Genomic DNA, 24,349 nt, shown 5'->3' on the forward strand with positions numbered 1-24,349 from the left:
TCCTATACATTTATTAATATTAAATAATTTTGCTTTCTAAAGATTATTATACTATAATAATTAAATACACAGATTATTAGTTAGGAGATTGTTATGCATATAGATAATTTAAATTATTTTTTCCAAGTTGCTAATTCTAAAAGTATTTCAACTGTAGCGAAAAATGCACATCTATCCCAATCTGCACTAAGTCAACAAATACTAAAATTAGAAAATGAGTTAAATGTAAAACTATTAAATAGAAGTAATAAAGGTGTTACCCTAACTACTGAAGGAGAAATTCTATTTAAGCATTGCGAAACTATACTTAGTGCTTATAATAAAATGCAAGAAGAGATATTAAGCTCTATTAATAAAAAAAAATACATATCAATTGAAGCTGTGGAATCAATAAGTCTGACTATTTTACCAGTAGCTATATCTAAGCTGAAAAAAGTATATGATTTCTACACAATAAATTCAGATACTATTGAATGCTGTTCAAACATGAATTTACCTAATAATATTTGTGATATTTATATATGTTATAAAAAGCCTGAAGAATTTGAAGGCATTATAACAAAGCAAATAGGATTTGACGAAATCGTTTTGATAAGCAATTCTAATTTCCCAATTAACACTATAAAAAAGGAACAGCTATTTGATTTGCCACTAATATTTACTTTTAATAAAAGTTGCTTAAAAAATTCACTATATTCAGCCTTAAACTTTAATGAAGAAGATTTAGAGCATGTAAATATTCTTTATAGTTCTAATTCTTATTTTTCGGCTTTAAATGGCGTATTATCAAGTAAAGCTGTAGCTTTTATACCTATGAGTATATATAATAACTACTGCTCTACAACTAATATAAAGAGAATTAAAATAGAAGACTTTTCAGTTTCACTTCCAATATACATAAGCTATACTGAATCATTTTATAAAACTAATTCAGACTTTATTAAATCATTAAATAACATATTAAAGGGTTACTTATCCTAAGTAACCCTTTAATATGTTCTTAATAATAGCCATTCTGCTATTTCTTTTAATACATTCTTATATTCATTTTCAGGAAGTTTATCTATACCCTTAAAGCATTTTTTCATATACTTTTCAGCTAAATCCTTAGCCATTTTAATTCCATCATTTGCTTTAACTAAGTCTATTATTTTGCCTATCTCTTCTTCAGTATAAAAGTCTTTTTCTAAAATTTCTTCAAATGCAGATTTATTATTTTTATATGCATATATAAACGGAATTGTATATATTCCTTGCTTTAAATCATTTGCTGCAGACTTCTTAATACTTTTATCGCTACCCTCATAATCTAAAATATCATCTATTATCTGAAAGGCCATCCCTAAATTATGTCCTATATTTCCAAGTTCCCTACAAATCTTATTATCTGCATCACATTCAGCTGCACCCAAATATAGTGATATTGAAAATAATTCAGCAGTCTTTCCTGATATTCTACTCAAATAGTCTTTTACAGATAATTTCATAGAAAATCTTGAATTTAACTGATTAACTTCTCCCATACAAATCTTTGACATTGCTCTTGAATCCATTTTTATAGCCTGTAATGAAGAATTTGTTGCTAAGATTTTAAAACATACACAGAAAAGATAATCTCCTATATAAACAGCATAATCCTTTCCATACTTAGATTGAATAGTTTCTTGTCCTCTCCTAAGCTTTGAATCATCTATAACATCATCATGTACTAATGTTGCCATATGTAACATTTCTATTACTGCTGCAGTTGGAATAGACTTTTCTTTATCAGGATTTCCAAATTTTGATCCTATTAAAACAAAAGCAGGTCTTAATAACTTACCACCTGATTCTATTAATTCTAATATGGAGTTTTCAATCCTTTTGTCTTTGCATTTAACATTTTTTTTCATTAAATTTATTACACAAACAAGTTCTTGCTTTAATTCAGGATACTTATTCCAAATCTTGTCCATTATAATCCACCTTCTTAGTGACAATCTAAATAATATATTTAGTATTATTTCACCTAGTTAATATAATTATTTTCCCCTGTTATCTAAACATCGGTAATTTCTTTAAGTGTTCCACAACGTAATTTGCAGTTATTCCAATAAAGATACCTGTAACTATACCTACTGTTGATAGTATAGGTAAATATAGCATAACTCCTATGTTTCTAACTATTAATGATGCAATTACCAGCTGTCCAACATTATGAAATATTGCACCTGCTGAGCTTACACCTATAATACTAACTTTATCTTTAAATAAGTCCTTTACCAAAACCATTGCAAGGAAACTTAAAATTCCACCTGTTGCACTATACATAAATGATGATAAATTACCACCAAACATTGTTGCTAATGTAAGCCTTAAAAATAATACTAAAAAAGCATCTTTTTTGCTATTTAAAGTATATAAAGCAATAACAGTAATTAAATTTGCTAATCCTAGTTTAGCTCCTGGTGTTACAAAAGGTACAGGAATCATTCTCTCAAAAATATGTAATACTAAGGCTTGAGCTACTAACAATCCTATATATACTATTTTACTAGTCTTTTTCATAACTCCTCCTTAATGTGATAGTATAATATCATCTTCACTTTTTCCTTTTATTTCAATCATAACTTTATGAGGAAGGCATACTAAGCTTTGTCCTGCTTTATCTATATACTCTGGATTCATACATACTTTATCAGCACAATCTGCCTCTATTATACCTATTTTATCATCCTTTATCTTTATAATATTTAGTCCTTCTTTGGTTTTTAATTCTATAATGTCCTCACCTCTATGCTCAGATAAAGGAACATTCTTATATAGTTTTCCAGCAATCGTTATTTCTGCATATGTATTGCTATACCCCCTACCTACTGAAGCACCTAAAATAATCTCAGGTAAAAAGGATAATAACATTAGCACTGCTATTATAACAAAATCTAATTTTTTAACCATAAACTTATCATCTCCATTATAATATAATTGGATGAATTTGTAACATAAACTTTTGTAATTTTATAAGGTAGAGCAAAAACTCTACCTCATAAAATCTTTATGCAATATGAGAATATTTTTAACTAATAATCCCTATATCATTCTATTTATATATTGGTTGCTTCTTGCCATGCCAGAAATTATCTGCAAGCCTAGTAATCCATGGCATTATATAATAATCTAATCCAAATGTTCTACCTGCACCACCCATTAATGCAATTGAACCAAAGAAGAACCATAAAATATCCCAACCAGCCATAGCACATAAAATAAAGTTTACTACCATACCAGCTGATACTCCACTACATATAAATGTAAATAATCCAGCAATTAAACATAATCCCATTCCTATTTCCATTAATACAACAATTCTTTGGAACCATACAGCTACTTCAGGATTTGGCATCATTACTTGCATTATTGCTGAATACCAACCTGGAATTTCCTTTATAATTGGTTTTGCAAATTCTGCTGCAGCTTCTCCAGCTGAAGCTCCTGCTGATGCTCCTGAAGTTGCATCTTGTAACCAAGTAAATGGCATTTTAACATTTCCAGCCTTAGTCCAGCTATCAGCACCAATAGTTACTCTGTTAAAGAAATCGCTTATGTTATTAGCTTTCCACATTGAATCCCATGTACCTTCACCAAGTAATTTCTTTAAACCTTCAATTAACCATAATGATCCTATATATAATCTTAATGGAACTAACCACAATCTATTTGCCTTAGATGATAAATGACCTCTCATTATAGATCTTCTATCTTCCATAGTAAAGAACTCATGTTGTAGGTAACTATATATAGCATGAACATCATTTACTTCAAATAAATAATGTATATTAACTAAATGTTTCATTATCATTGCAAAGAAGCCTGATAATTTAAGTCCCATTAAGTTAGCAACACAATATCTTCCACCAATTGAAACCATAAATCCATGATATTTTCCTGAGAACTTTTGCATTTCTTTATTTTCTATTGATGCAATTATATTTTTAACTACTGTATCTGCTGTTTGAACTGCAGCTTCAACTATTTGAGGAGTTCCTTTTCCTGCTTCTTCTTCAAAATAAGCCATATCTCCAACTACAAATACATCTTTCTTTCCAACAGCTTGCATAAACTCATTAGTTTGTAATCTTCCTGCTCTAGCTGTATCTAATCCATACTCTTTAGAATCTTGATTTGCTTGTATTCCACAAGTCCATATTAATGTTCTTGTTTTAATTTCTTGTCCACTCTTAAGTATTATTTTATCCTCAGTTACTTCTGTAATTGGAGAGTTCTTTAAAATCTCCATACCATGCTTAACCATATATTTTTCTGCTTTATCTGCTTGTTTTCTATCTAACATATTTAAGATAGTTCCCATAGCTTCTACAACTTTTAGAGTGACTTCGTTTTCATCAACATTATACTCTCTTGCTAATCTACTTTTCCATTCTAAAAGTTCTCCAGCCATTTCTATACCAGTAAATCCTGATCCTGCAACTATAAATGTAAGCATTTCTTTTCTCTTACCAGCATTTCTTTCTAAGCTTGCCTTAGCAAACATGTCTTGTATATGCTTTCTTATTTTTAGTGCATCTTCAAATGACCATAAAGTGAATCCATTTTCTTTTACTCCAGGCACTCCGAAAAATGCTGGTTCACTACCTGTACCTATTACTAAGTAGTCATATGAATATTCTCCATGTGTTGTTTTAACTACTTTCTTATCTGTATCAACTTTTTCTATAAAGTCAGTAACTACGTTAACTTTTGATTTTCCAAAAATTTTGCATAGTTCTACTTGAACTGATTCAGGGTGAACTCTTCCCCCTGCAACTTCATGTAATTCTGTCATTAATGTATGATATGGATTTCTATCTATCAATGTAATTTCCACATCATTGTTTTTCTTATACTTCTTAGCTAGCTTTTTAGCAGTACGTACACCACCATATCCAGCACCAAGAACAAGTATCTTATTTTTTGACATGTTGCACATCATCCCCTCATTATAAATAATTCTAAAATAGCATATTTAATTCTATACACTATTTTATAATATGTCTATATAGGTCACATTATTTTTTGTGGTTTTTTTAACAATTTTTTTCAAGAAAAATAAACCTATATTTGAGCTTAAACCCTTATGTTACAATAAGTTGTATCGATTGTATATTTTTTAACGTTATCAGTTTTTCTTATGTATTATAAGAAATTTGAATATCAACTTATCTTAATATTGTGTATAATTATTTAGTAATTGGAAATATTTCAATATTTTAAAATAAGTTTAAGGGGGATTTTATCAATGAAATCAAGAAGAATTATAAGCTTATTAGCAGTTGCTGCATTAGCTACTACTGTATTTGTAGGATGCGGAGACAAAAAAGAAGAAGCTAAAAAAGAGGCTGGATTAAAAAACGGAACATATAAAAAAGAATCAGAAGCTGATGACAGAGGATACAAGGGATCTATAGAAATCGAAGTTAAAGATGGAAAAATAGCTACAGTTAAATATGATGAAGCTAGTGATAAAGACGGTAGCAAGCTTACTAATGAAGGCTACAATACGTCAATGAAAGAAAAAAGTAAGACTAATCCAAAAGAAGCTTTCCCAAAATTAGAAGCTTCATTAGTTGAAAAGCAAGATGCTTCTAAAGTTGATGTAGTAACTGGTGCTACAAATTCAAGTAATCAATTCAAAACTTTAGCTGAAAAAGCTTTAGAAGGTGCTAAATAATAATTAGTAACATATTAGACTTTAGGTTTTTACCTAAAGTCTTTTGTATTTTTAAAGTTTTTTATTTATAATATATATGGTAAACGACATATTATTTAGGAGGATCAATTATGATGAAAAAACATTTAAACCTTTTCACTATATCTATTTTGTTAATTTTTTCTCTTTCACTTTTGACTAGTTGTTCAAAAGATAACAAAGCCTCTGAGCCCCTTTCTAAAAGCGAACTTTTAATGGGAACAGTTGTTAGTGTTACTCTTTACGATAATAAAGATGAGAAAATTTTAGATGAAGTTTTTAACAAAGTTAAAAAGTTGGAAAGCACTTTAAGTATTAATGAGAATGGTACATTAGTAGATAAAATTAATGAATCTGCTGGAATAGAACCTATTAAAGTAGATTCCGATACATACACATTAATAAAAAAAGGGTTAGAGTATTCTAAGCTTTCTAATGGACTATTTGATATAACAGTAGGTCCTATAGTTAAACTTTGGAATATCGGCTTACCAGAGGCTAAAGTTCCTACTCAGGAAGAAATAAACTCCAAACTTCCGCTTATTGGTTACAACGATTTAGAGTTAAATGATACTGAGAAAACTATATTTCTAAAAAGAAAAGGTATGATGATCGATCTTGGTGGTATAGCTAAAGGATATACTGCTGATGTTATTTCTAACATACTTTCAAATAATAATGTTAAAAGTGCAATTATAGATTTAGGTGGAAATATATATGCTCACGGTGAAAAAGTTAATAGTGAGTCCTGGAAAATAGGTATTCAAAATCCATTTTCCGATCGTGGTGATATAATTGGTACCATTACAGTAAAAAATAAATCTATAGTTACTTCTGGTATTTACGAAAGATATATTGAAAAAGATGGAGTTAAATATCACCATATATTAAGTCCCCAAAATGGCTATCCATATGATAATGAAATTGCTGGAATAACCATTGTAAGTGATAAATCAATTGATGGTGATGCTTTATCAACTTCTGTTTTTGCAATGGGTGTTGAGGAAGGAATGAAGTTTGTAAATACTTTACCAAATACAGATGCAATCTTTGTAACAAAAGATAATAAAATTTATATTACTGATGGAATCAGAGATATATTTAAATTAACTAATACAGATTTTACATTAGCTAATTAGTCTAAAAAGAGTTAAGAAACTTTTCTTAACTCTTTTTTACTTATTTTAAGTGCTAATGCTAGTCCTAAAAATCCACTTATTAGTTTTACTAATACATATACTAATACTATTTCTTTAGCCTCTATGGCAACATATGCTAACTGTCCTCCAAATACATAAGCACCTGAAACTGAGAAGGCTGAACATATTAGTTTTCCTCTATCATCCATCTTATGAAAATCAGTGAATACTATTACTGCTGAAGCTAAACTTCCAATTAATGCAGCAACTGAGTCTGAATTAATATCTAAAATTTTTTCTAAATTACTTATACTATTTCTAAATACTCTTTTTATAATCTCTAGCATTACATTGGCTCCACCTAAAAAAATTGCTATTTTTCCAACTATAGTTAATGTTTCTTCAAGTGGAAGCAAATTATTTATTATTACTATTCCTGTTATTGATGAAAAACCTTGTATTCCTAACCCTATTACCCCTAATATAACAATCATTTTTGCTAAATAAGTAAAGTATTTTATCATTTTATTTGGCTTTCTATATAATCCTACAGCTACTAATATAGATATTACAATAATAGGTAAAAGATTAATTATTATATTACTTAAATTCATCTTTAATAAAATCCCACCAATAAATAATCCTATTGGCAATGTAACTATTCCACATAGAATACCCTTACATAATATGTTTAAATACTTCTCATCAATAATTCCCAATGCTAATGGTAAAGTAAAACTTATAGTGCATCCTAATATTGATGATATTAAAATTCCTGAAAAATATATCATTGATTTATCCATAGTTATAGCTTGTGTAATTTTATATCCTCCCATATCGACGGCAATAAACGAAGATATCACTATTGATGGATCTACTAAACTATTTTTAAAAATAGGTAACATATATTTAGTAATACCATCTGAAATAATAGGTATTATAGAAAGTATTCCTATCATAGATAAAGCTAATGATCCCATACTTTTCACTCCATCTTCTATTCCTTTAAACAAATTAAATCTATTTCCAAATATATAATCTACTACTCCTATTGCAAAGAATACCCCTACTATATATAGCATTATCTTTTCCATATTATCTCCCCTTAATTAATCTAAAACAATTCTACCAAAATTTCTAATAATAAAAAAGCCTCTTAAATTAATTAAGAAGCTTTTTTTTGTTACTACCTATTCAGTTATCTAACAATCACATTCACTTGAGGTTTTGTCTTGAAATAGTTTCGGAGATTTGTGTCCACCATTATCTGGTTTGCCTATACATTTTCCGTTGTATGATGAAGTTTCTAATTCTGCACATCTTATCACTATATTGTCTTTATATATTTTTAGCATATATTTTGTATTTGGACATAGAGGTCCTAATAAAAATTGACCATGACAATCTGTAAAGGTATGAGTTAGTGGATAAGGATATCTACATCCATCAACTATTTGTAATAATTTTACTACTGCGTCTGCTACAGGCATTCTGTTACTGTCCAAAACTGTTCCAAATATAACTGATCTCTTCTCCTCTGGTAATCTAACGATTGCTTCTATTTGTTCATTACACCCTGTTTTTAATTCGCATGATGCTATTCTTCCGCTCATAACTTTGCCTCCTAAGTTTAAATTTTAAATTCTCATAGTATAATCTATTCCGTTATCCATAAATTGTGATTTAAGTAATAATAGTTTTAATAAAAAAAGACTAGTCTTAATAAAATATACTCTATCTTTAGATATATTTTATTTCTAAATACTAGTCTTTTTAATATTTAAGTTATTAATACTATATAACTATTATTGTTTTGCTTCTAATTGAACATCGAAAGTTTTATTTTCACCATTTCTAACAGCTTCTACTTTAACTACATCGCCGTCCTTTTTAGTATTCTTAATAGTTCTTAATTCATTAAATGTCTTAACTCTTTGTCCATCGAATTTAACTATTATATCTCCACTCTTTAATCCTGCCTTTTCTGCTGGAGAAAAATCTGATACTTCAACTATATATAACCCTTCTTGCATATCATATTGCTTTGCAAGTTTTTGATCTATTTCTCTTATTGATACCCCTAAATTTAATATTGGTTTAGATAAAGCATCTATTCTATCTTTAACTTCATTTATTGGAATTGAGAATCCTATTCCTTCTGCTCCACCTGACATTTTTAATGTATTTATTCCTACTACCTCACCTTTAGTATTTATAAGTGGTCCTCCACTATTTCCAGGATTAATAGCTGCATCTGTTTGTATTAAATTAAGTTTAACTCCATTACTTGTTTCAACAGTTCTATTAACAGCACTAACAAGTCCTCCTGTTATAGTTTGGTTAAAATCTTTAGATAAAGGGGTTCCTATAGCTAAAACTTGTTCCCCTGGTTTTAATACATCAGAATCACCTAGTTGAACTATTGCTGGTACCTTAATATTATCATCATTTAGCTTTAACATTGCAATATCTTGATTTTCATCATAATTAATAACTTTAGCTTTTACATCCCTACCATCAGATAAAGTTACAACAACTTCTTTTGCTCCTTTTATAACATGGTAATTAGTTAGTATGTAACCTTCCTCATTTATTATAAATCCTGATCCAATACCATCTACTTGTTGAGGTATAATTCCACTATAATCTGTTACTCCATTTGCTGAAACAATAACTACTGCTGGAGCAACTTTTTCGAAAGCCTCACTTGCAGTTAGTGCCCCTTCTTGAGTATTAAATGTTTGCGGATTAGGTGTAAGGTTACTAGATTGATTCTTTATATTACTATCCTTCATTCCATAATATATACTTCCTCCACCTATAATTCCTCCTAGAAGACCTGCTATAAGCGCTATTGCTATTATTTTAAAGCTTCCCTTTTTCTTTTCCTTTTTATTATTCCCATTACTTTTATTCATATCAAAAGTAGTATTTTTTTCTAGTAATGTATCTTCCTCAATATAATCTTCCTTTGTAGTATTCTCTAAAGAAGACCTTTCATTACTAACCTCTTCATAATTGTCTACATCATATATGTTATTATCACTCATCACAAACTCCTCCTAAGCATTTATAAATCACTTTTACAGTTATTAATATACCCTTTTTTTGTGACAATTATATGACATATACTCTATAGTAATTAATTCTTATTTATTTTTTTCTCTGCTCTTTCAATTTCATTTGCTTGCTTAACAACTTGCCTTATTCCTGTTATAACTGCGTCCGGCTCGTACATAGATAATATATTGCTTTTAGATGTAGTATTATATACCTTTGTTAAAGATTCATCTCCTAGTGATTTTAACTGTTCCTGACCTTCTTTAGCTATTAAATAATATGGCTTTCCACTAAATATGCTATCTTCTTGACTATTATTATTCCCACTAGTTATATTCTCTAACTCATTGCAAACTGCACTTGTATAATCTCTTTTTGTTCTATGTACTTTAAATTCTTCTAAATTTATTTCATCTAGTTTACTTTCAAATTCTTCTGTATCACAAGCCAAATTCAATTTGTATATTAATGTAGTAAATCCTATGCTTGAACCAACCTTTTCTATATCTCTTCTTATATTCTCTACAATAAGGCTCTTTCTAAATTCATCAGTATTAATATTATCTTCAACTAATGGATTTACTAAAACAACCCCTGCTACTAAATCTGGATAAGCCTTTGCAAACTCAGTTAACACTAAGCTTCCATATTCTTCTCCAACTAATATATAGGGAGCTGGAGCAGCTGACTTTCTAAGTAATATTCTTAAATCCTCTGCTTGTTCTTTTGGAGTTCTTATGCTACCACCATCACTATATCCATATCCTCTTCTATTATAAACAAATGTAGTTATATCACTATAATCTGTAGTTAACGTATCTGTTATACTATTCCATTGATTTAAGTTAGCTCCTATATTTCCATCAAATATAACAGTATATTTTCCCTCACCACTCATTCTATAATCTAATCTTTTATCGTCTACTCTAGCATAATCTACTCTTTGCTTAAGTTTTTCTTTTGCTACGAAGTTACTTATTCTTTGATACAGGAATCCTATAGTAATTAATATTCCTATGCCTACTACTACATTTCTTATTATATCCTTTGGCTTTAATTTATTTTTCATATTTACCTTATAAACACCATTTGAATGTGGTAAAAGTTTCACGATACCACTCCCCCTTATAGATTATAGCTTTAAATTTGGCTTTGCATTTATATCTAAAGAACTATCTTCTCCTCTAATAAAATTAAAATAAGCTGCACTACCTATCATAGCTGCATTGTCTGTACATAATATTGGTGAAGGAAATAATACGTCTATCCCTTCTTCTTCTGCTGCCTTAATAAGGGATGCTCTAAGTGCTGAGTTTGATGCTACACCACCAGCTATTGCAATTTTATTAACCTTCTTTTTCTTACAAGTTTTTAATACATTTTGTTTTAACACATCAACAACAGCCTTTTGGAATGATGCGGCAACATCAGCTTTATTTATTTCTATATTTTGCATTTTGCATTTATTTAAATAATTTAATACAGCTGATTTTACTCCACTAAATGAAAAATCCAGTGTTTCATCATGAAAATTAGCTTTTGGAAATTCTATTGCATTTTCATTTCCTTCTTTAGCTAATTTATCTATTTTAGGTCCTCCCGGATATCCTAATCCTAGAGCTCTTGCAACTTTATCATAAGCTTCTCCAGCTGCATCATCCCTTGTTTGCCCTATAACGTCATATTCACCATAATTCTTAACATGAACTATAAATGTATGTCCTCCTGATACTACTAATGATACGAAAGGCGGCTTTAAATCCTTATGTTCTATATAGTTAGCACAAATATGGCCTTCTATATGATTTACTCCAACTAAAGGCTTTTTAGCTGCATATGCAAGCCCCTTAGCATATTGTAGTCCAACTAATAAGGCTCCTACTAATCCTGGCCCATAAGTAACTCCAATAGCATCTATATCATTTAAACTTACTCCTGCTTCTTGTAATGCTTCCATTACAACACCATTTACTACTTCTATATGCATTCTAGATGCAACTTCTGGCACTACCCCTCCATATTTTTTATGGGTTTCTATTTGAGAAGCTATTATGTTAGATAGTACCTCTCTTCCATCTTTAACTACAGCTGCTGATGTTTCATCACAGCTTGATTCTATTGATAATATTAATTTACTTTCCATAACTAATACCTCTTAATCTAATTATATTTATATTAAAATATTACAAATTTATATTTATATTTGTTTTCTTGTTAAAATAAGTTCATTATTGTATATTAAAATAAAGCTTATTTCGTATTATTACCATTGTTTATTATATACTGAATAAACAAATTATTCATTATTTTTTATTAGAATTAATGGATTTTTAAGGATATATTAATATTATTTTAAAGGAGTTTTCATAATGAGTTCTTATGCAAAAGTAATTGTACCAGGTTCACCCATATCTAAATCTAATTTTAAATTACATAATAAGGATGGTAGAGCAATACTTCCTTATAATACTGGAAAAGCTCATGATAGGTATGCACTTTATGAAGAAGAAATTGCATACTATTCCAGAATACAAAATCCAGATATAGTTCTAGAAGAGTCACTTATAGCTGTTCTTAAAGTTTATTATAAGAGTGAAAAAAGGCATCCTGATACTGCTAATATAACTAAAAGTATTTTTGACGGGATTGAAAAAAGCGGTCTCATAGTTAATGATGCGCAAATAAGAAGAATTATTACAGAGGAATTTTACGACAAAGAAAATCCACGTTTCGAATTAGAGTTTTTTGGAGAAAGTGAATTTGAAATTTCTTATTCGATTTTACCCAGAAAAAAAACTAGTCTTAAAAAGATTTATTCTTCAATAAAAAAAGGTTCATCTAAGACACCAAAAAATATTAACTCTAAATCTTCTAGTATTAAATCTGACGATACTACTAAAATATTAATATGCGAATTTTGTAGCAAAAAAATTAATGATAGCAATATTATTAAAGCTAATAGTGGTAAAACATTAATTTGCCGTACTTGTTTTAATAAATTGTTTTAGAAAGGAACTTTTAATTGAATAAAAATTCTTTTATCTTTATTGGAGATAGTTTAACTTATGGATATGGGGTAAATAAGAATGTTAATTGGGTTGAAAAATTAATTAATATTGAACCACTGACTATAATAAATAAAGGTGTAAACGGAAATACAACTACAGATATGTTAAATAGATTTACAGAAGATGTCCTCTACCTTTCACCACAAAAGATTTTCATTATGGGAGGAACTAATGATTTTCTTTCCAATAGACCAATAAATGCAGTATTAGAAAATATAGAATTAATAATAAAGGAGGCATTAACTTTAACTAAAGAAATAATAATAGGCATTCCCCCTACTATATTAAAAGAAGATGCTTACAATTTATTTATGCCTTCTCCTACGTATGATTATTGCGAAAAACAACTTCCTTTACTAAGATGTTGTATAATTGAACTTTGCGATAAATATAATATTAAATATGTTGATTTTTATACTGTTACATTAAACCATTCTCATAATGATATATTTATTGATGGAATCCATTTAAATGCTAAAGGGCAATTATTAATATTTAATGAATTTATAAATTCATTAAATATTAAGGGGAATGCATATTAAAAATTCATTCCCCTTATCCCTTAATACATATATTTTTTTATATACTCTGATACTATTTTTCCAACTTCATAACCATTTTCTCCACTATTTAATATACCTTTATCTCCAGTTAAAAGTGTACCACATGCAAAAATTCCGTTTATAGAGGTTTCATAATTTTTAACTAATGGTATATTATTTTCCTCTAATAATATATTTGTTTTTTTCATAAAAGATATTTCGGGATAATATCCAACTGTTAATATTAAGGAATCACAACCTATATTTTTTATACTTCCGTCTTCTAAATTTTCTATGTCTATACTTTCTATTCTTTCATTGCCATAAAGTTCAAGAACATTACAGTTTTTTATTATATCTATATTAAAACCTTCTATAAATTTAATCCCATTTTCATCTAAAAATCCATTCCTAGAATCATCTATAATAGCATTTACTCTAGCTCCTTCTATTAACAGCCTTCTTGCTATAATTAATGACCAGTTATTATTTCCTATTATAACAATTTCTTTTCCTGGTAAAAATCCTTGTAAATTTATAAGTCTATGTGCTGAAGCTAAAGTAAATATACCTGTATATTTATGAACTGGCATATTTATATTTCCAGTGAACCTTTCTCTTCGCCCAGAAGCAAGTATTATAGAGCTCGTTTTTATCTCCTGTATTCCATTTTGTGGATTAACATAGGAAATAACCTTGTTTTTTGTTACTTCTAGTACTTCTGTATTTACCTTATATACACCACCTAAAGCCTTATATTCTTTAATAAGCTTGCTACTTAACTCTGGTCCTGTAACATCTTTTTCTAAGTAATACCTTCCAAAGCCCATATGTATAAATAAGTTTAAATTTCCACCTAAATCATTTTCTCTTTCTAAAATTAAAACTTTCTTAATTCCATTTCGTAGAGCAGAAACTCCGGCTGAAAGTCCTGATGCTCCCCCTCCAATTATAATTAAATCATATTGAAGCATATATAACCTCCATATCAATGTTAAATAAAAACATATAAATATTATAACATAATGTTCTTAAGTTATAATATACTTTGTAAAATTATCTCTGTTATTGAAATTAGTTTTTATATTGGTTAAAAAATTAATATTAATGTAATTTGCTTTATGAAAATTACTATAATATAATTTAAGTATTGTAAACATAAATAGCATAGCATTATATATAAACGAGGTGATAAATTGAACAATTTTTTTGTTAAAATAAAAAACTATTTTTATAGTACTCTTAGCTTTGATACCATTATAAGAACCATACTATTTTTGATCCCCTTTACAGCTATTATTTTTAAGGGTATCTTGTTCCAGGGATTTGTAGTCAATCAAGATCCTTATACTTTGGATATTACTCTTGGATATAATTCAGCAAAGCCATTTATTAATTATTATTATGCCTTTGCTTTAATTTTTCTTAGTTTCTCACTACTATTTAAAGGTAAAGGACGAGTTATATATCTATTTATTATAGATTTAATAATAACTTTGCTAATACTATTAGATTTAGGGTATTTTAGAGGCTTCTTAACAATGCCTTCAGCCTTATTACTAACTCAAACAGCAAATTTAGATAATATGGGCGGTACCATATCTTCAATGTTTAGCAATAAGGATTTCTTATTAGTTATTGATTTTATAGTGCTTGGAATATTTGTGTTCTTTACTAGAAAATCTTATACAAAAGTTAAAAGGAGAGCCCCTATTACTTTTATAGTTATATTACTATCAAGTATTTTATATATAGGATACGTTCCTTTTAATCTATATGTACTTAAAAATGAAGATGTTAAAAATGGATATATATTTTCAAATTATGATCCAACTAATACTGCAAGATACTTTTCATCTATAGGTTACCACATATTTGATGTAGTTAATGTTTATAAGGATTCTAAGCCGTATGAACTAACTAAAAATGAAAAAGCTCAGATAGATGAATTCTTTAATCAAAAAGAAAATTTACCTGATAATCAATATAAGGGGATATTTAAAGACAAAAATCTTTTAGTTATACAAGTTGAATCCTTAGAAAGCTTTATAATTGGAAAAGAAACAAATGGTCAAAAAATAACTCCTGTTATGGATGAACTAATTAAAACAGGATTGTACTTCCCTAATGTGTATGAGCAAGTTAATGAAGGTACAAGCTCCGATTCAGATTTAATGATTAATACTTCTATGTTCCCATTAAGAAGAGGAAGTACTTTCTTTAGATATCCTTCAACTAATTACAACTCATTACCTCTTTTATTAGAGGAAGATGGTTATGAAACTATAGCAATTCATCCTGATAAGGGCTCTTTCTGGAACTATGTAAATGGATTAACAGGTATTGGATTTAAACATTTTGTTGATTACTATTCATTTAATATAGACGAAGAAATCGGTCTTGGTTTATCTGATGAAAGCTACTTTAGACAAGTTACTCCAATGCTAAAAAATCTAAAAGATCCATTTTATGCATTTACAGTTACATTAACTAGCCATGGACCTTTTGACTTACCTAAAGAAAAAAGAGTTCTAAAATTAGATCCAGAGCTTGATCAAAACGAACTTGGTGGGTATTTTGAAAGTGTTAAGTACACAGATACTCAAATTGGTAAATTCTTAGAGCTTCTAGATAAAGAAGGTTTGCTAGATAATACAGTTGTTGTTATTGAAGGCGATCATACTGGGGTTCATAAATACTATAATAATTCAATAGATAAGCTTACTAATAAAGAAGATTGGTATTCAGATAATGGAAATCCTACTATACCTTTTATAATTTGGTCAAAGGATATTAAAGAACCAAAGACTTTTGAAACTATAGGTGGACAAGTTGATATTATGCCTACTTTACTATACCTAATGGGCGTACCAAATGATAAATATATAAATACTGCTTTGGGTAGAAATCTATTAAATACTAATAAGTCCTTTGCAGTGCTTACTAACCAAAGGGTTATAGGTGAAGATTTAACTGATGAAGAAAAAGAAATGTATAAAAATATAGTTGAATTATCAGATAAAATGATAAGAAGCAACTATTTAGAAAATAAATAATTAAAATTATATATAACAAAAGCGAAGGATAATACCTTCGCTTTTGTTATATATTAAAAAGCTCTTATATATTTTCTAAAACTTCTACTTCTAGTTATTACTTCTTATTTTCTTATTACTTTCCCGCTACTGATAATTCACTAATTTTAACAGATGGGCTTCCTATACTACTCATAGGGAACTTTAGGTCATTTCCTACTTCTTCTATGTCCTTTAAAAGATTAAAGAAGTTTCCTGCTACTGTAATTTGTTCTACTGGATAATCTTTTTTACCATCCTTTATATAAAACCCCTTTGCAGCTAGTGAGAAATCTCCTGTTATTGAATTTGCTCCTGAGTGCAATCCTGCAAAGTCCGTTATTATTAAACCTTCTCCTACTTCTTTTAATAATTCATCAAAGGATTTTTCTCCATTCTTTAAGTATAAATTAGTTGGAGATACTCCTACTGGAGATCCATATGAATTTTTAAATCCATTACCTGTAGACTTTGTATTACCTTTGTTAGCTGTCTTTAAATTATGCAAAAGAGTAATAAGCTTTCCTTCATGTATTATATCCTTTTTCTTTGTTGAAACCCCCTCATCGTCAAATGGAACTGATGCTAATCCATCTTCTAAGTGAGGATCATCTAATAAAGTTACTTTTTTACTTGCTATTACCTCTCCTTCTTTTCCTTTTAATAAGCTTAAACCTTTTTGAGCTGCATCTCCACTGAACACCCCTGCAAATGTAGATAATAATGAAACCATTGCTTCATTATTTATAATTACTTTATATTTTCCTGAAGGGACTGATTTACCTCCAACTTTTGATAATGCTTCATTAACTCCATCATCAGCTAATTTTTTTGAGTTTACTTCATCTAAATATTTAGCTGTAATATACCCTATTCCATCATGCATATTCTCTCCATCTTTTATTATCGGAACTACATAAGCGCTTAATAAATTAGACTTATTCTCTAAATTTAACCCTTTAGAATTAATTATTCCATACTTTGCTTTGTTATATCCTATTCCACATCCTCCAAAGCTAACTACTCTATCGTCTAATTTTTTTGCTTCTCTTTCCATACTTAGTGCTAAATCTATTAATTTATCTGCTGGAAGGTTTTCTAAAGCCTTATAATAGGTGTTGACCTCTTTATACTCTTTATCTCCTTCATAAATAAATTGTATATCTTCATTTTCAATAGCTAATGCGCTTTCTTTAGCATTTTTAACAAGCATTTTTATTGCGTCTTCATCTAGTATTTCTGTATATGAATATCCTATTTTTTCATTTATTTTTCCTCTAAAAGATAATCCATATGAGGTAGTTAAATTGTATTTTTCCACTTCTTCATTATATACATTTATACTTAAGCTTTCTCTATCTACATAATAAACTTCGTATTCATTGAAGCTAGAGTTTTTAGCTTCTTCAAATAATTTATTTATAAATACTTTTAATTCCACATCTACTCCCCCTATCTTCCACCTACTGTAATTTCTTTTACTCTAATCATAGGTTGACCTACATTAGTTGGGATACTTCCTGAAATTGATCCGCACATACCTTGACCTTGTTCTAAATTCTTGCCTACCATATCTATATTCATTAATACTTCGCTACCTTTACCAATTAAACTTGCACCTCTAACTGGCTCTTGTATTTCACCATTTTTTACAATATATCCTTCAGATACTGCAAAGTTAAACTCTCCTGTCACTGGGTTTACTGAACCTCCACCCATTTTTTTTGCATATAAACCATCTGATATTGATTTAATTATTTCAGCTTCGTTATCAGTTCCTGCTGCTATATATGTGTTTGTCATTCTTGAAGTAGGAGCAAACTTATAATTTTGTCTTCTTGAACTTCCTGTTGCCTCCATCCCCATTCTTCTTCCATTTAATTTATCAATTAAATATCCTTTTAATATACCATTTTCTATTAACACATTTTTTCTAGTTTTATTTCCTTCATCATCTATATTTAATGACCCCCATGCATTAGGTATAGTCCCATCATCAATTGCAGTTACCTTTATTGATGCTATTTGTTTACCAAGCATATTTGTAAATACTGAGTTTCCTTTTGCAACAGCTGTTGCCTCTAAAGAATGTCCACAAGCCTCGTGGAATATTACCCCACCAAATCCATTATCTATTGCTACAGGCATTTTACCTGCTGGGCAATTCTTAGCATGTAACATTGTATAAGCAACTCTAGATGCTTCTTTACCATAATACTCTGGATCTATATCATTAAATAACTCAAATCCTTTATGTGCACCTGGTCCTTCAAAACCAGTTTGATTTTCTCCATTTAATGATGCTACTGAGCTTATTGAAAGTCTTGTTCTAACTCTTCTATCCTCTGTATATAAACCTTCTGTATTAGCTATTAATACATTTTGTTCTTTATCTAAATACCCTACTGATACTTGCTTTATTTCATCATGATATTCCTTTGCTGCTTTGTATCCAATTTTCATAACTTCTATCTTTTTTTGCGCACTTATTGAAGAAGGAATATATATAATTGGATTATTATTATATATAGTTTTTTCATTAAGCACTACACTTATATCCTCTTTTAACTCTCCAAGAGCTAATGCTGCTTTTTGTGCTGTATCCAATAAAGCATTTAAACTAATATTATTAGTGTATGCATAAACACTTTTAAAACCTTTAAAAATTCTTATACCTATTCCATGAGTTCTTCCAGATATAGAATTTTCTACCTTTCCATTTAAAATACTTATAGAAGTATCTATTGTATCTTCTTCAAAAATTTCTGCAAAATCTCCACCTGTTATTAAACATCTAGCTAAAACACTAGACAATATATTTTTTGATAACATATTACTCCTCCTCCATGCCTATCTCTTTTCCATCTTTAAATGCCTTTGCCCATGAATCTACATAACTACCACTAGCCCACTCAGCCATTATTACTTCTTCACCTTCATTTAATTCTATACTTATTAATGGACTACCCTTTACATCTCGATCTTCCATTTCATATACCAATAATTTATTATTGGATAATATTACAGCTAACCTTCCAGTTGGAGATGTATAAGCATCCTTTATAAAAGGAAATTTCCATTTTAAATCCTTCCATGAAATTAATAGCGTATCATAATTTAATATTTTCTTACTTGGATTTAAAGATATTCTATAACTTATTCCATTATAATCTGTATTAATTGATGGAATATTTCCAACTAAGCTCCATTTCCCTTCAATTCTTTTTATAGTAAAATTACTGTAATTTATATCTTTATTTAAACTGTTTCTCTTCTCTTCTGACAAAGTATCGAGAGTTGAATTAAAATCTTTTTTATATTTTTCTTTAGACTCAATTGAGTATATTTCTTCAATATTAAGTCCCTTCTTTGAATTTATATTATCTATAGGAATAGTCTGATATATAGGAAATATGTTTTGAAAATTATCTCCTTCATATTTTTCAATAGAAATATAATCATTTGAGATGAAGTTTATATTTTTATATACATCCTTAGGCTCGCTTGCTTCTAGTTTTATTTCTTGCTTCCCTTCTAAAGGTGCAGCAGTAAAATATTCTATATGCTCAGCATTATTTTCAATTAAATTACTTTTAATACTCCATATTCCATTCATTCTTGGGAATATTATATTTTCCTTTTCTAAAACAGGTTGTAGCTTATCATTCTTAAATGATATCCACAATGTTTTATATTTTTCTTCTGTAAAGGTACCATTATCTAATTCTTTTCTAGGGGTCTTTAAAGCTATCATAACCCCTACATCGCTATTGTAATCTTCTTTTATTACCTCTGCCTCAACCATATTATTATCATAATCTATATCTTTTAGGCTACTCTCCTTTTTGACTAATTTAAATAGTATTCCATCATAAAATATATATCCATTTTCATCATCTACTGAAATAAATTCTCCTACAATTGTATTAGAATCTATTATTGATATTAAATCTAGTTTTGATTCTTCCTCTAATACATCTCCTAATTTTAAATTTAATTCATACGACAGAACATACGTCTCATCAACAACTTTTAATTTGTATTTTGGATTTGAATACACTTTATTAAGTATAGAAAATTTATTGTTTGTTATACTTATTAAAGAAGATTTTAAATTCATTATCTCTTCTTTATTTTCAATTTCATTATCTAGTATACTAATATCTTCTATACTCCATACTCCTTTTATTTTAAGATTATTATTATCAGGAGCTTTTATTGCCTGTGTATCTTTTCCACTTACTTTGCTACAACCTATACTCATAGTAAGTATTAGTATAACAAATATAAATAAAAATTTTTTCATACTATTGCTCCTTACTTATTGGAATAATAATTTCAACCTTTGTACCTATTCCTAATTTACTATATATATTAAATATACCTTTATGCAATTTTATTATCTCATCACAAATTGATAATCCTATGCCACTTTGAGATTTAGAATTCTTTCCTTTAAAAAATTTTTCTTTTACTCTAGGTAAGTCTTCATCAGATATTCCACAACCATTGTCTTCTATTATAAATTTTATTTTATCATTAATTTTTATCGTTGTAAAAATTATACTACCTTCTTCTTCAGTAAATTTAAATGAGTTATCTAACAAATTAATGAATACTTGTTTCAATCTATTACTATCTACACACATACAACCTTCAGCTTCTGTTGCAAATTGTAAATTTATCCCCTCTCTTTTTGATCTAGGCTTTATAAAAGATTCTATATGATTCATGAACTCAATTATATTTACACTTTCTAATTCTAACGTTATCTTTTCATTTATTAATCTAGAAAAATCTAATAAATCTTCTACCATTGATGACAACCTATCTGTTTCTTTTTCTATTATTTCAAAACCTAACTTTAACGTTTCTTTATCAGTTTCATCATTATTTAGAGTTATGGTCCAACCTTTTATAGCTGTTAACGGTGTTCTTAACTCATGCGACACTGATGATATAAATTCATTTTTTAATTGTTCTCTTTTTTCTATCTCATTTGCCATGAAGTTTAAAGTATTTGATAATTGTCCAATTTCATTTTCACTATTAAGATTACTTCTAACTCCTAAATTTCCACTCCCCATTTTTTCTGCAACTTTATTTAAATATTTAATTGGATTGATTATGCTATTCGATAATAATATACTCAATATTATTCCCAATATTAAAACAACGATTGATATAGCAAAAAATATAAGGATTATATTAGTTATTACCATATCTATAGCTTCTAATGAAGTTATAAATCTAATTACACCTATTATTTCTCCATCTATAATTAATGGATATGATACTGCCATAACTTTACTATCATAATAATCAACTTTTCCTATCCACCTAGCTGCTTCACCTTTAATAGCTTTAGTTATATCAGGTGTATTGATTAACTTACTATCGTTAATTCCAATAGAATCCATTAATAAATTACCTTCTGAATCAAAAATTTCAACTTGGGCATTATTATCATTCCAAAAAGTATCAACATTATCATAAATAGTTTCAGCTAATGACTTTGAAGAAAAATACTTAGTATAAAAGTTTATAGATACTTGTATTCTATTTTTTAATAGATCTTCAGTATTATCATAATAATATTTTCGAATAAATATCATTAGTAAAATATTTAAAAACATAACAGTTGAAAAAATAATTATAAATATTCCTTTTAGTAACTCATTCTTTATACTCTTCATTTTTATGACTTCCACCTATATCCTATGCCCCATATAGTTTCTATATATCTAGGTTCTGAAGGATTTTCTTCTATTTTTGCCCTTAACCTTCTAATATTAACATCTATTATTTTTGCATCTCCAAAATAGTTCTTCCCCCAAACTAAATCTAATAGCTCATCTCTAGTGAAAGCTTTATTAGGATTCTCTAAAAATATCTTCATTAACAAATATTCTTTTGGAGTTACATCTACTTCTATATTGTCCTTTAAAACCTTCTGAGAATACATATCTATTAAAAATGCTCCTAATTGCAACTTTTCCTTTTTCTCATTTCCAAGCCTTCTCATCAATGCTTTTATTCTTAAAACAACCTCTAATGGATTAAATGGTTTTACAATATAATCATCTGCCCCGTATTCTAATCCCATAATCTTATCCATATCTTGACCTTTTGCTGTTAGCATTATTATTCCAATGTCAGGAAAATCATTTCTTAATTTATTGCATACTTTAAAGCCATCTATTCCTGGTAACATAACATCTAAAACTGCAATTGCAGGCTTTTCTATAGCTGCAAGTTTCAGGCCCTCTTCACCACTTTTAGCTTCAATTACATCTAAGTTGTTTCTTTGTAAATTTATTTTTAAAAATCCTCTTATACTTTCTTCATCTTCTACTAGTAATATTTTACTCATCTTACTCCCCCTAAATATATAATATTATTAACTTTTTTAATGATTTATACTCTTATATATGCAAATAAGAGACGGATATCCGTCCCTTTTTTATTTCAAGGTTCTAAACTCAAATCCTTCTGATTTTAAATAATCTATAGCACTTTGTAAATAATGAACTGTTCCTTTTTTAGCATCAGTATCGTGCATTAATACAATTGCTACATCTTTATCCCCAACAGTTTCCTTTAATTTGTTCAATAGATACTCCGTTGGAAAATCCTTGCTTTCTGCATCTCCATTTAATGAATTCCAATCCGTTTGATAAATTCCTTTTTTAGTCAATACTTCATCCAATGCTTTTGTTCCATTCCAGCTAGCATGTCCACCAGGCATTCTTATTAATCTTGTATTAAAATCTTTTCCCAATATTTCCTTCAATATTCTATCATTTTTTTCAAAGTCATTTATAAAAGCATCTACATTTACTGTTCTATTAGGATAAAGTATAGAATAATCATGTGAATATCCATGACTTCCTATGGAATGCCCTTCCCTAGCAATCCTTTTTAATATATCTGCTGCTTGATTATTATGCTCAACTGAACTCCCTAATGTAAAAAATGTAGCCTTTACATTATTTGCTGCTAATATATCCAAAATTTTTTCAGTTGCATGTTTAGAAGGTCCATCATCAAAAGTAAGATACGCAATTTTTCTTCCATCTTCTCTATAAAAATTCCATTCATACATAGTTTTAGGAAGAACTATTGAGGCATCATCTGCATTGGGATCTTTATCTAATGTGATATAACCTGAATTATCTAAAGTATTTAAATCTCCATCTTCAACTTCCTCATCATTAACTACATTATCTTTTTGTTTATCATTATGTTCAGTATTTTCAAAATCTATATCATTTTCTTCATTGCTCTTGTCGTTAGAATTTTCTACATTGCTGCCTAAAGTCTCTGCCTTTATATAAAAAATATTTTCCTTTAATTCATAAAAAATCAATGATAATGCAAATATAGATGCTATTAAAACAACTATAAATATAATAAATCTTTTCTTTCTCATTACTCTGCTTCTATTCCCCATAAAACCCACTCTTTCTCTTTTTTAGATATTACTTGTCCCATAATTTAATTATATATAATTTTTTTCTACAAGTCATTACAATTCGTTAACTAAAAGTTACAAAAAAGTTACATTTTTTCCAATTAACCACATTAAAAAAGAGTTTTATAACAATAGATTTAAATCTACTCTTATAAAACTCTTAAAATTAAAATGGCTCCGTGGAGAGGATTCGAACCTCCAACCTATCGGTTAACAGCCGAGTGCTCCACCATTGAGCTACCACGGAATAATCCAGAGTTTGTTCCC

22 protein-coding genes and 1 tRNA gene are annotated in these 24,349 nt (G+C 28.5%); 6 read left to right on the forward strand and 17 right to left on the reverse strand.

What is annotated here, in order from left to right; translation table 11 throughout:
* The first annotated feature begins 93 nt into the window (after positions 1 to 93).
* Positions 94 to 981 carry a LysR family transcriptional regulator gene (locus ACH36K_RS18450; RefSeq protein ID WP_411169032.1) on the forward strand — a complete coding sequence of 296 codons (888 nt, stop codon included), beginning with the start codon at positions 94 to 96 and terminating at the stop codon, positions 979 to 981.
* 8 nt (positions 982 to 989) lie between these two features.
* Here the strand turns inward: ACH36K_RS18450 and ACH36K_RS18455 are convergent, their stop codons facing one another.
* The 4 genes from ACH36K_RS18455 to ACH36K_RS18470 all read right to left on the reverse strand — a co-directional run bounded on the left by ACH36K_RS18455 (position 990) and on the right by ACH36K_RS18470 (position 4,957).
* Complete coding sequence (locus ACH36K_RS18455; RefSeq protein ID WP_411169033.1) at positions 990 to 1,955, reverse strand: polyprenyl synthetase family protein; 966 nt, start codon at positions 1,953 to 1,955, stop codon at positions 990 to 992.
* Positions 1,956 to 2,034: 79 nt separating this feature from the next.
* Complete coding sequence (locus ACH36K_RS18460) at positions 2,035 to 2,547, reverse strand: Gx transporter family protein (protein ID WP_322458523.1); 513 nt, start codon at positions 2,545 to 2,547, stop codon at positions 2,035 to 2,037.
* Positions 2,548 to 2,556: 9 nt separating this feature from the next.
* Positions 2,557 to 2,937: a NusG domain II-containing protein gene (locus ACH36K_RS18465; RefSeq protein WP_411169034.1), complete on the reverse strand. Its 381-nt coding sequence runs from the start codon at positions 2,935 to 2,937 to the stop codon at positions 2,557 to 2,559.
* Between the two features lie 142 nt (positions 2,938 to 3,079).
* Positions 3,080 to 4,957, reverse strand: coding sequence for an FAD-dependent oxidoreductase (locus tag ACH36K_RS18470; RefSeq protein ID WP_411169035.1), 1,878 nt, complete (start codon positions 4,955 to 4,957; stop codon positions 3,080 to 3,082).
* 318 nt (positions 4,958 to 5,275) lie between these two features.
* Here ACH36K_RS18470 and ACH36K_RS18475 point away from each other — a divergent pair, with 318 nt between their 5' ends.
* Positions 5,276 to 5,707 carry an FMN-binding protein gene (locus ACH36K_RS18475; protein WP_411169036.1) on the forward strand — a complete coding sequence of 144 codons (432 nt, stop codon included), beginning with the start codon at positions 5,276 to 5,278 and terminating at the stop codon, positions 5,705 to 5,707.
* A 113-nt stretch (positions 5,708 to 5,820) separates the two neighbouring features.
* Complete coding sequence (locus tag ACH36K_RS18480; RefSeq protein ID WP_411170730.1) at positions 5,821 to 6,864, forward strand: FAD:protein FMN transferase; 1,044 nt, start codon at positions 5,821 to 5,823, stop codon at positions 6,862 to 6,864.
* Positions 6,865 to 6,875: 11 nt separating this feature from the next.
* Here the strand turns inward: ACH36K_RS18480 and eutH are convergent, their stop codons facing one another.
* The 5 genes from eutH to tsaD form a co-directional block, all read right to left on the reverse strand.
* Positions 6,876 to 7,958, reverse strand: a complete 1,083-nt coding sequence (eutH, locus tag ACH36K_RS18485) for an ethanolamine utilization protein EutH (RefSeq protein WP_411169037.1) — start codon at positions 7,956 to 7,958, stop codon at positions 6,876 to 6,878.
* A 108-nt stretch (positions 7,959 to 8,066) separates the two neighbouring features.
* Complete coding sequence (locus ACH36K_RS18490) at positions 8,067 to 8,477, reverse strand: carboxypeptidase regulatory-like domain-containing protein (protein WP_322459093.1); 411 nt, start codon at positions 8,475 to 8,477, stop codon at positions 8,067 to 8,069.
* 192 nt (positions 8,478 to 8,669) lie between these two features.
* Positions 8,670 to 9,914: a S1C family serine protease gene (locus ACH36K_RS18495; RefSeq protein WP_411169038.1), complete on the reverse strand. Its 1,245-nt coding sequence runs from the start codon at positions 9,912 to 9,914 to the stop codon at positions 8,670 to 8,672.
* Between the two features lie 92 nt (positions 9,915 to 10,006).
* Entirely contained in the window at positions 10,007 to 11,035 is a 1,029-nt protein-coding gene (locus ACH36K_RS18500) for an alpha/beta fold hydrolase (RefSeq protein ID WP_411169039.1), read from the reverse strand.
* A gap of 21 nt (positions 11,036 to 11,056) precedes the next feature.
* Complete coding sequence (tsaD, locus tag ACH36K_RS18505; protein ID WP_411169040.1) at positions 11,057 to 12,067, reverse strand: tRNA (adenosine(37)-N6)-threonylcarbamoyltransferase complex transferase subunit TsaD; 1,011 nt, start codon at positions 12,065 to 12,067, stop codon at positions 11,057 to 11,059.
* A gap of 226 nt (positions 12,068 to 12,293) precedes the next feature.
* Here tsaD and ACH36K_RS18510 point away from each other — a divergent pair, with 226 nt between their 5' ends.
* Complete coding sequence (locus ACH36K_RS18510) at positions 12,294 to 12,932, forward strand: RusA family crossover junction endodeoxyribonuclease (RefSeq protein WP_411169041.1); 639 nt, start codon at positions 12,294 to 12,296, stop codon at positions 12,930 to 12,932.
* A 14-nt stretch (positions 12,933 to 12,946) separates the two neighbouring features.
* Positions 12,947 to 13,534, forward strand: coding sequence for a GDSL-type esterase/lipase family protein (locus tag ACH36K_RS18515; protein ID WP_411169042.1), 588 nt, complete (start codon positions 12,947 to 12,949; stop codon positions 13,532 to 13,534).
* Between the two features lie 20 nt (positions 13,535 to 13,554).
* Here the strand turns inward: ACH36K_RS18515 and ACH36K_RS18520 are convergent, their stop codons facing one another.
* The gene (locus tag ACH36K_RS18520) at positions 13,555 to 14,508 is read right to left on the reverse strand and encodes an NAD(P)/FAD-dependent oxidoreductase (protein ID WP_411169043.1); all 954 of its coding nucleotides are present in this window, start codon (positions 14,506 to 14,508) and stop codon (positions 13,555 to 13,557) included.
* Between the two features lie 222 nt (positions 14,509 to 14,730).
* Between ACH36K_RS18520 and ACH36K_RS18525 the strand changes: the two genes are divergently transcribed.
* Entirely contained in the window at positions 14,731 to 16,590 is a 1,860-nt protein-coding gene (locus ACH36K_RS18525) for an LTA synthase family protein (protein ID WP_411169044.1), read from the forward strand.
* A gap of 115 nt (positions 16,591 to 16,705) precedes the next feature.
* Here ACH36K_RS18525 and ACH36K_RS18530 read toward each other — a convergent pair whose 3' ends face one another.
* The 7 genes from ACH36K_RS18530 to ACH36K_RS18560 all read right to left on the reverse strand — a co-directional run bounded on the left by ACH36K_RS18530 (position 16,706) and on the right by ACH36K_RS18560 (position 24,329).
* Entirely contained in the window at positions 16,706 to 18,049 is a 1,344-nt protein-coding gene (locus tag ACH36K_RS18530; RefSeq protein ID WP_411169045.1) for a TldD/PmbA family protein, read from the reverse strand.
* Positions 18,050 to 18,060: 11 nt separating this feature from the next.
* On the reverse strand, positions 18,061 to 19,440 hold the full coding sequence (locus ACH36K_RS18535) for a TldD/PmbA family protein (RefSeq protein WP_411169046.1): 1,380 nt from the start codon (positions 19,438 to 19,440) through the stop codon (positions 18,061 to 18,063).
* 1 nt (position 19,441) lies between these two features.
* On the reverse strand, positions 19,442 to 20,914 hold the full coding sequence (locus tag ACH36K_RS18540; RefSeq protein ID WP_411169047.1) for a hypothetical protein: 1,473 nt from the start codon (positions 20,912 to 20,914) through the stop codon (positions 19,442 to 19,444).
* Position 20,915: 1 nt separating this feature from the next.
* Positions 20,916 to 22,304, reverse strand: a complete 1,389-nt coding sequence (locus tag ACH36K_RS18545; RefSeq protein ID WP_411169048.1) for a sensor histidine kinase — start codon at positions 22,302 to 22,304, stop codon at positions 20,916 to 20,918.
* Between the two features lie 2 nt (positions 22,305 to 22,306).
* Complete coding sequence (locus ACH36K_RS18550; RefSeq protein ID WP_411169049.1) at positions 22,307 to 22,981, reverse strand: response regulator transcription factor; 675 nt, start codon at positions 22,979 to 22,981, stop codon at positions 22,307 to 22,309.
* 90 nt (positions 22,982 to 23,071) lie between these two features.
* Positions 23,072 to 24,040, reverse strand: a complete 969-nt coding sequence (locus ACH36K_RS18555; RefSeq protein WP_411169050.1) for a polysaccharide deacetylase family protein — start codon at positions 24,038 to 24,040, stop codon at positions 23,072 to 23,074.
* 214 nt (positions 24,041 to 24,254) lie between these two features.
* Positions 24,255 to 24,329: transfer RNA gene (locus ACH36K_RS18560), tRNA-Asn, on the reverse strand.
* Between the last annotated feature and the right edge of the window lie 20 nt (positions 24,330 to 24,349).

Origin of the sequence: Clostridium sp. MB05, assembly GCF_046581255.1 — a bacterium.
Taxonomy (GTDB): domain Bacteria; phylum Bacillota; class Clostridia; order Clostridiales; family Clostridiaceae; genus Clostridium.

Excerpts from the sequence above, each read along its gene's own strand:
- ACH36K_RS18540 (WP_411169047.1), bottom strand. The coding sequence starts at position 20,914 with ATGAAAAAATTTTTATTTATATTTGTTATACTAATACTTACTATGAGT.
- eutH (WP_411169037.1), bottom strand. The coding sequence starts at position 7,958 with ATGGAAAAGATAATGCTATATATAGTAGGGGTATTCTTTGCAATAGGA.
- ACH36K_RS18465 (WP_411169034.1), bottom strand. The coding sequence starts at position 2,937 with ATGGTTAAAAAATTAGATTTTGTTATAATAGCAGTGCTAATGTTATTA.
- ACH36K_RS18545 (WP_411169048.1), bottom strand. The coding sequence starts at position 22,304 with ATGAAGAGTATAAAGAATGAGTTACTAAAAGGAATATTTATAATTATT.
- ACH36K_RS18510 (WP_411169041.1), top strand. The coding sequence starts at position 12,294 with ATGAGTTCTTATGCAAAAGTAATTGTACCAGGTTCACCCATATCTAAA.
- ACH36K_RS18475 (WP_411169036.1), top strand. The coding sequence starts at position 5,276 with ATGAAATCAAGAAGAATTATAAGCTTATTAGCAGTTGCTGCATTAGCT.
- ACH36K_RS18490 (WP_322459093.1), bottom strand. The coding sequence starts at position 8,477 with ATGAGCGGAAGAATAGCATCATGCGAATTAAAAACAGGGTGTAATGAA.
- ACH36K_RS18480 (WP_411170730.1), top strand. The coding sequence starts at position 5,821 with ATGAAAAAACATTTAAACCTTTTCACTATATCTATTTTGTTAATTTTT.
- ACH36K_RS18555 (WP_411169050.1), bottom strand. The coding sequence starts at position 24,040 with ATGAGAAAGAAAAGATTTATTATATTTATAGTTGTTTTAATAGCATCT.
- ACH36K_RS18520 (WP_411169043.1), bottom strand. The coding sequence starts at position 14,508 with ATGCTTCAATATGATTTAATTATAATTGGAGGGGGAGCATCAGGACTT.
- tsaD (WP_411169040.1), bottom strand. The coding sequence starts at position 12,067 with ATGGAAAGTAAATTAATATTATCAATAGAATCAAGCTGTGATGAAACA.
- ACH36K_RS18450 (WP_411169032.1), top strand. The coding sequence starts at position 94 with ATGCATATAGATAATTTAAATTATTTTTTCCAAGTTGCTAATTCTAAA.
- ACH36K_RS18535 (WP_411169046.1), bottom strand. The coding sequence starts at position 19,440 with ATGTTATCAAAAAATATATTGTCTAGTGTTTTAGCTAGATGTTTAATA.
- ACH36K_RS18470 (WP_411169035.1), bottom strand. The coding sequence starts at position 4,957 with ATGTCAAAAAATAAGATACTTGTTCTTGGTGCTGGATATGGTGGTGTA.
- ACH36K_RS18495 (WP_411169038.1), bottom strand. The coding sequence starts at position 9,914 with ATGAGTGATAATAACATATATGATGTAGACAATTATGAAGAGGTTAGT.
- ACH36K_RS18460 (WP_322458523.1), bottom strand. The coding sequence starts at position 2,547 with ATGAAAAAGACTAGTAAAATAGTATATATAGGATTGTTAGTAGCTCAA.
- ACH36K_RS18455 (WP_411169033.1), bottom strand. The coding sequence starts at position 1,955 with ATGGACAAGATTTGGAATAAGTATCCTGAATTAAAGCAAGAACTTGTT.
- ACH36K_RS18550 (WP_411169049.1), bottom strand. The coding sequence starts at position 22,981 with ATGAGTAAAATATTACTAGTAGAAGATGAAGAAAGTATAAGAGGATTT.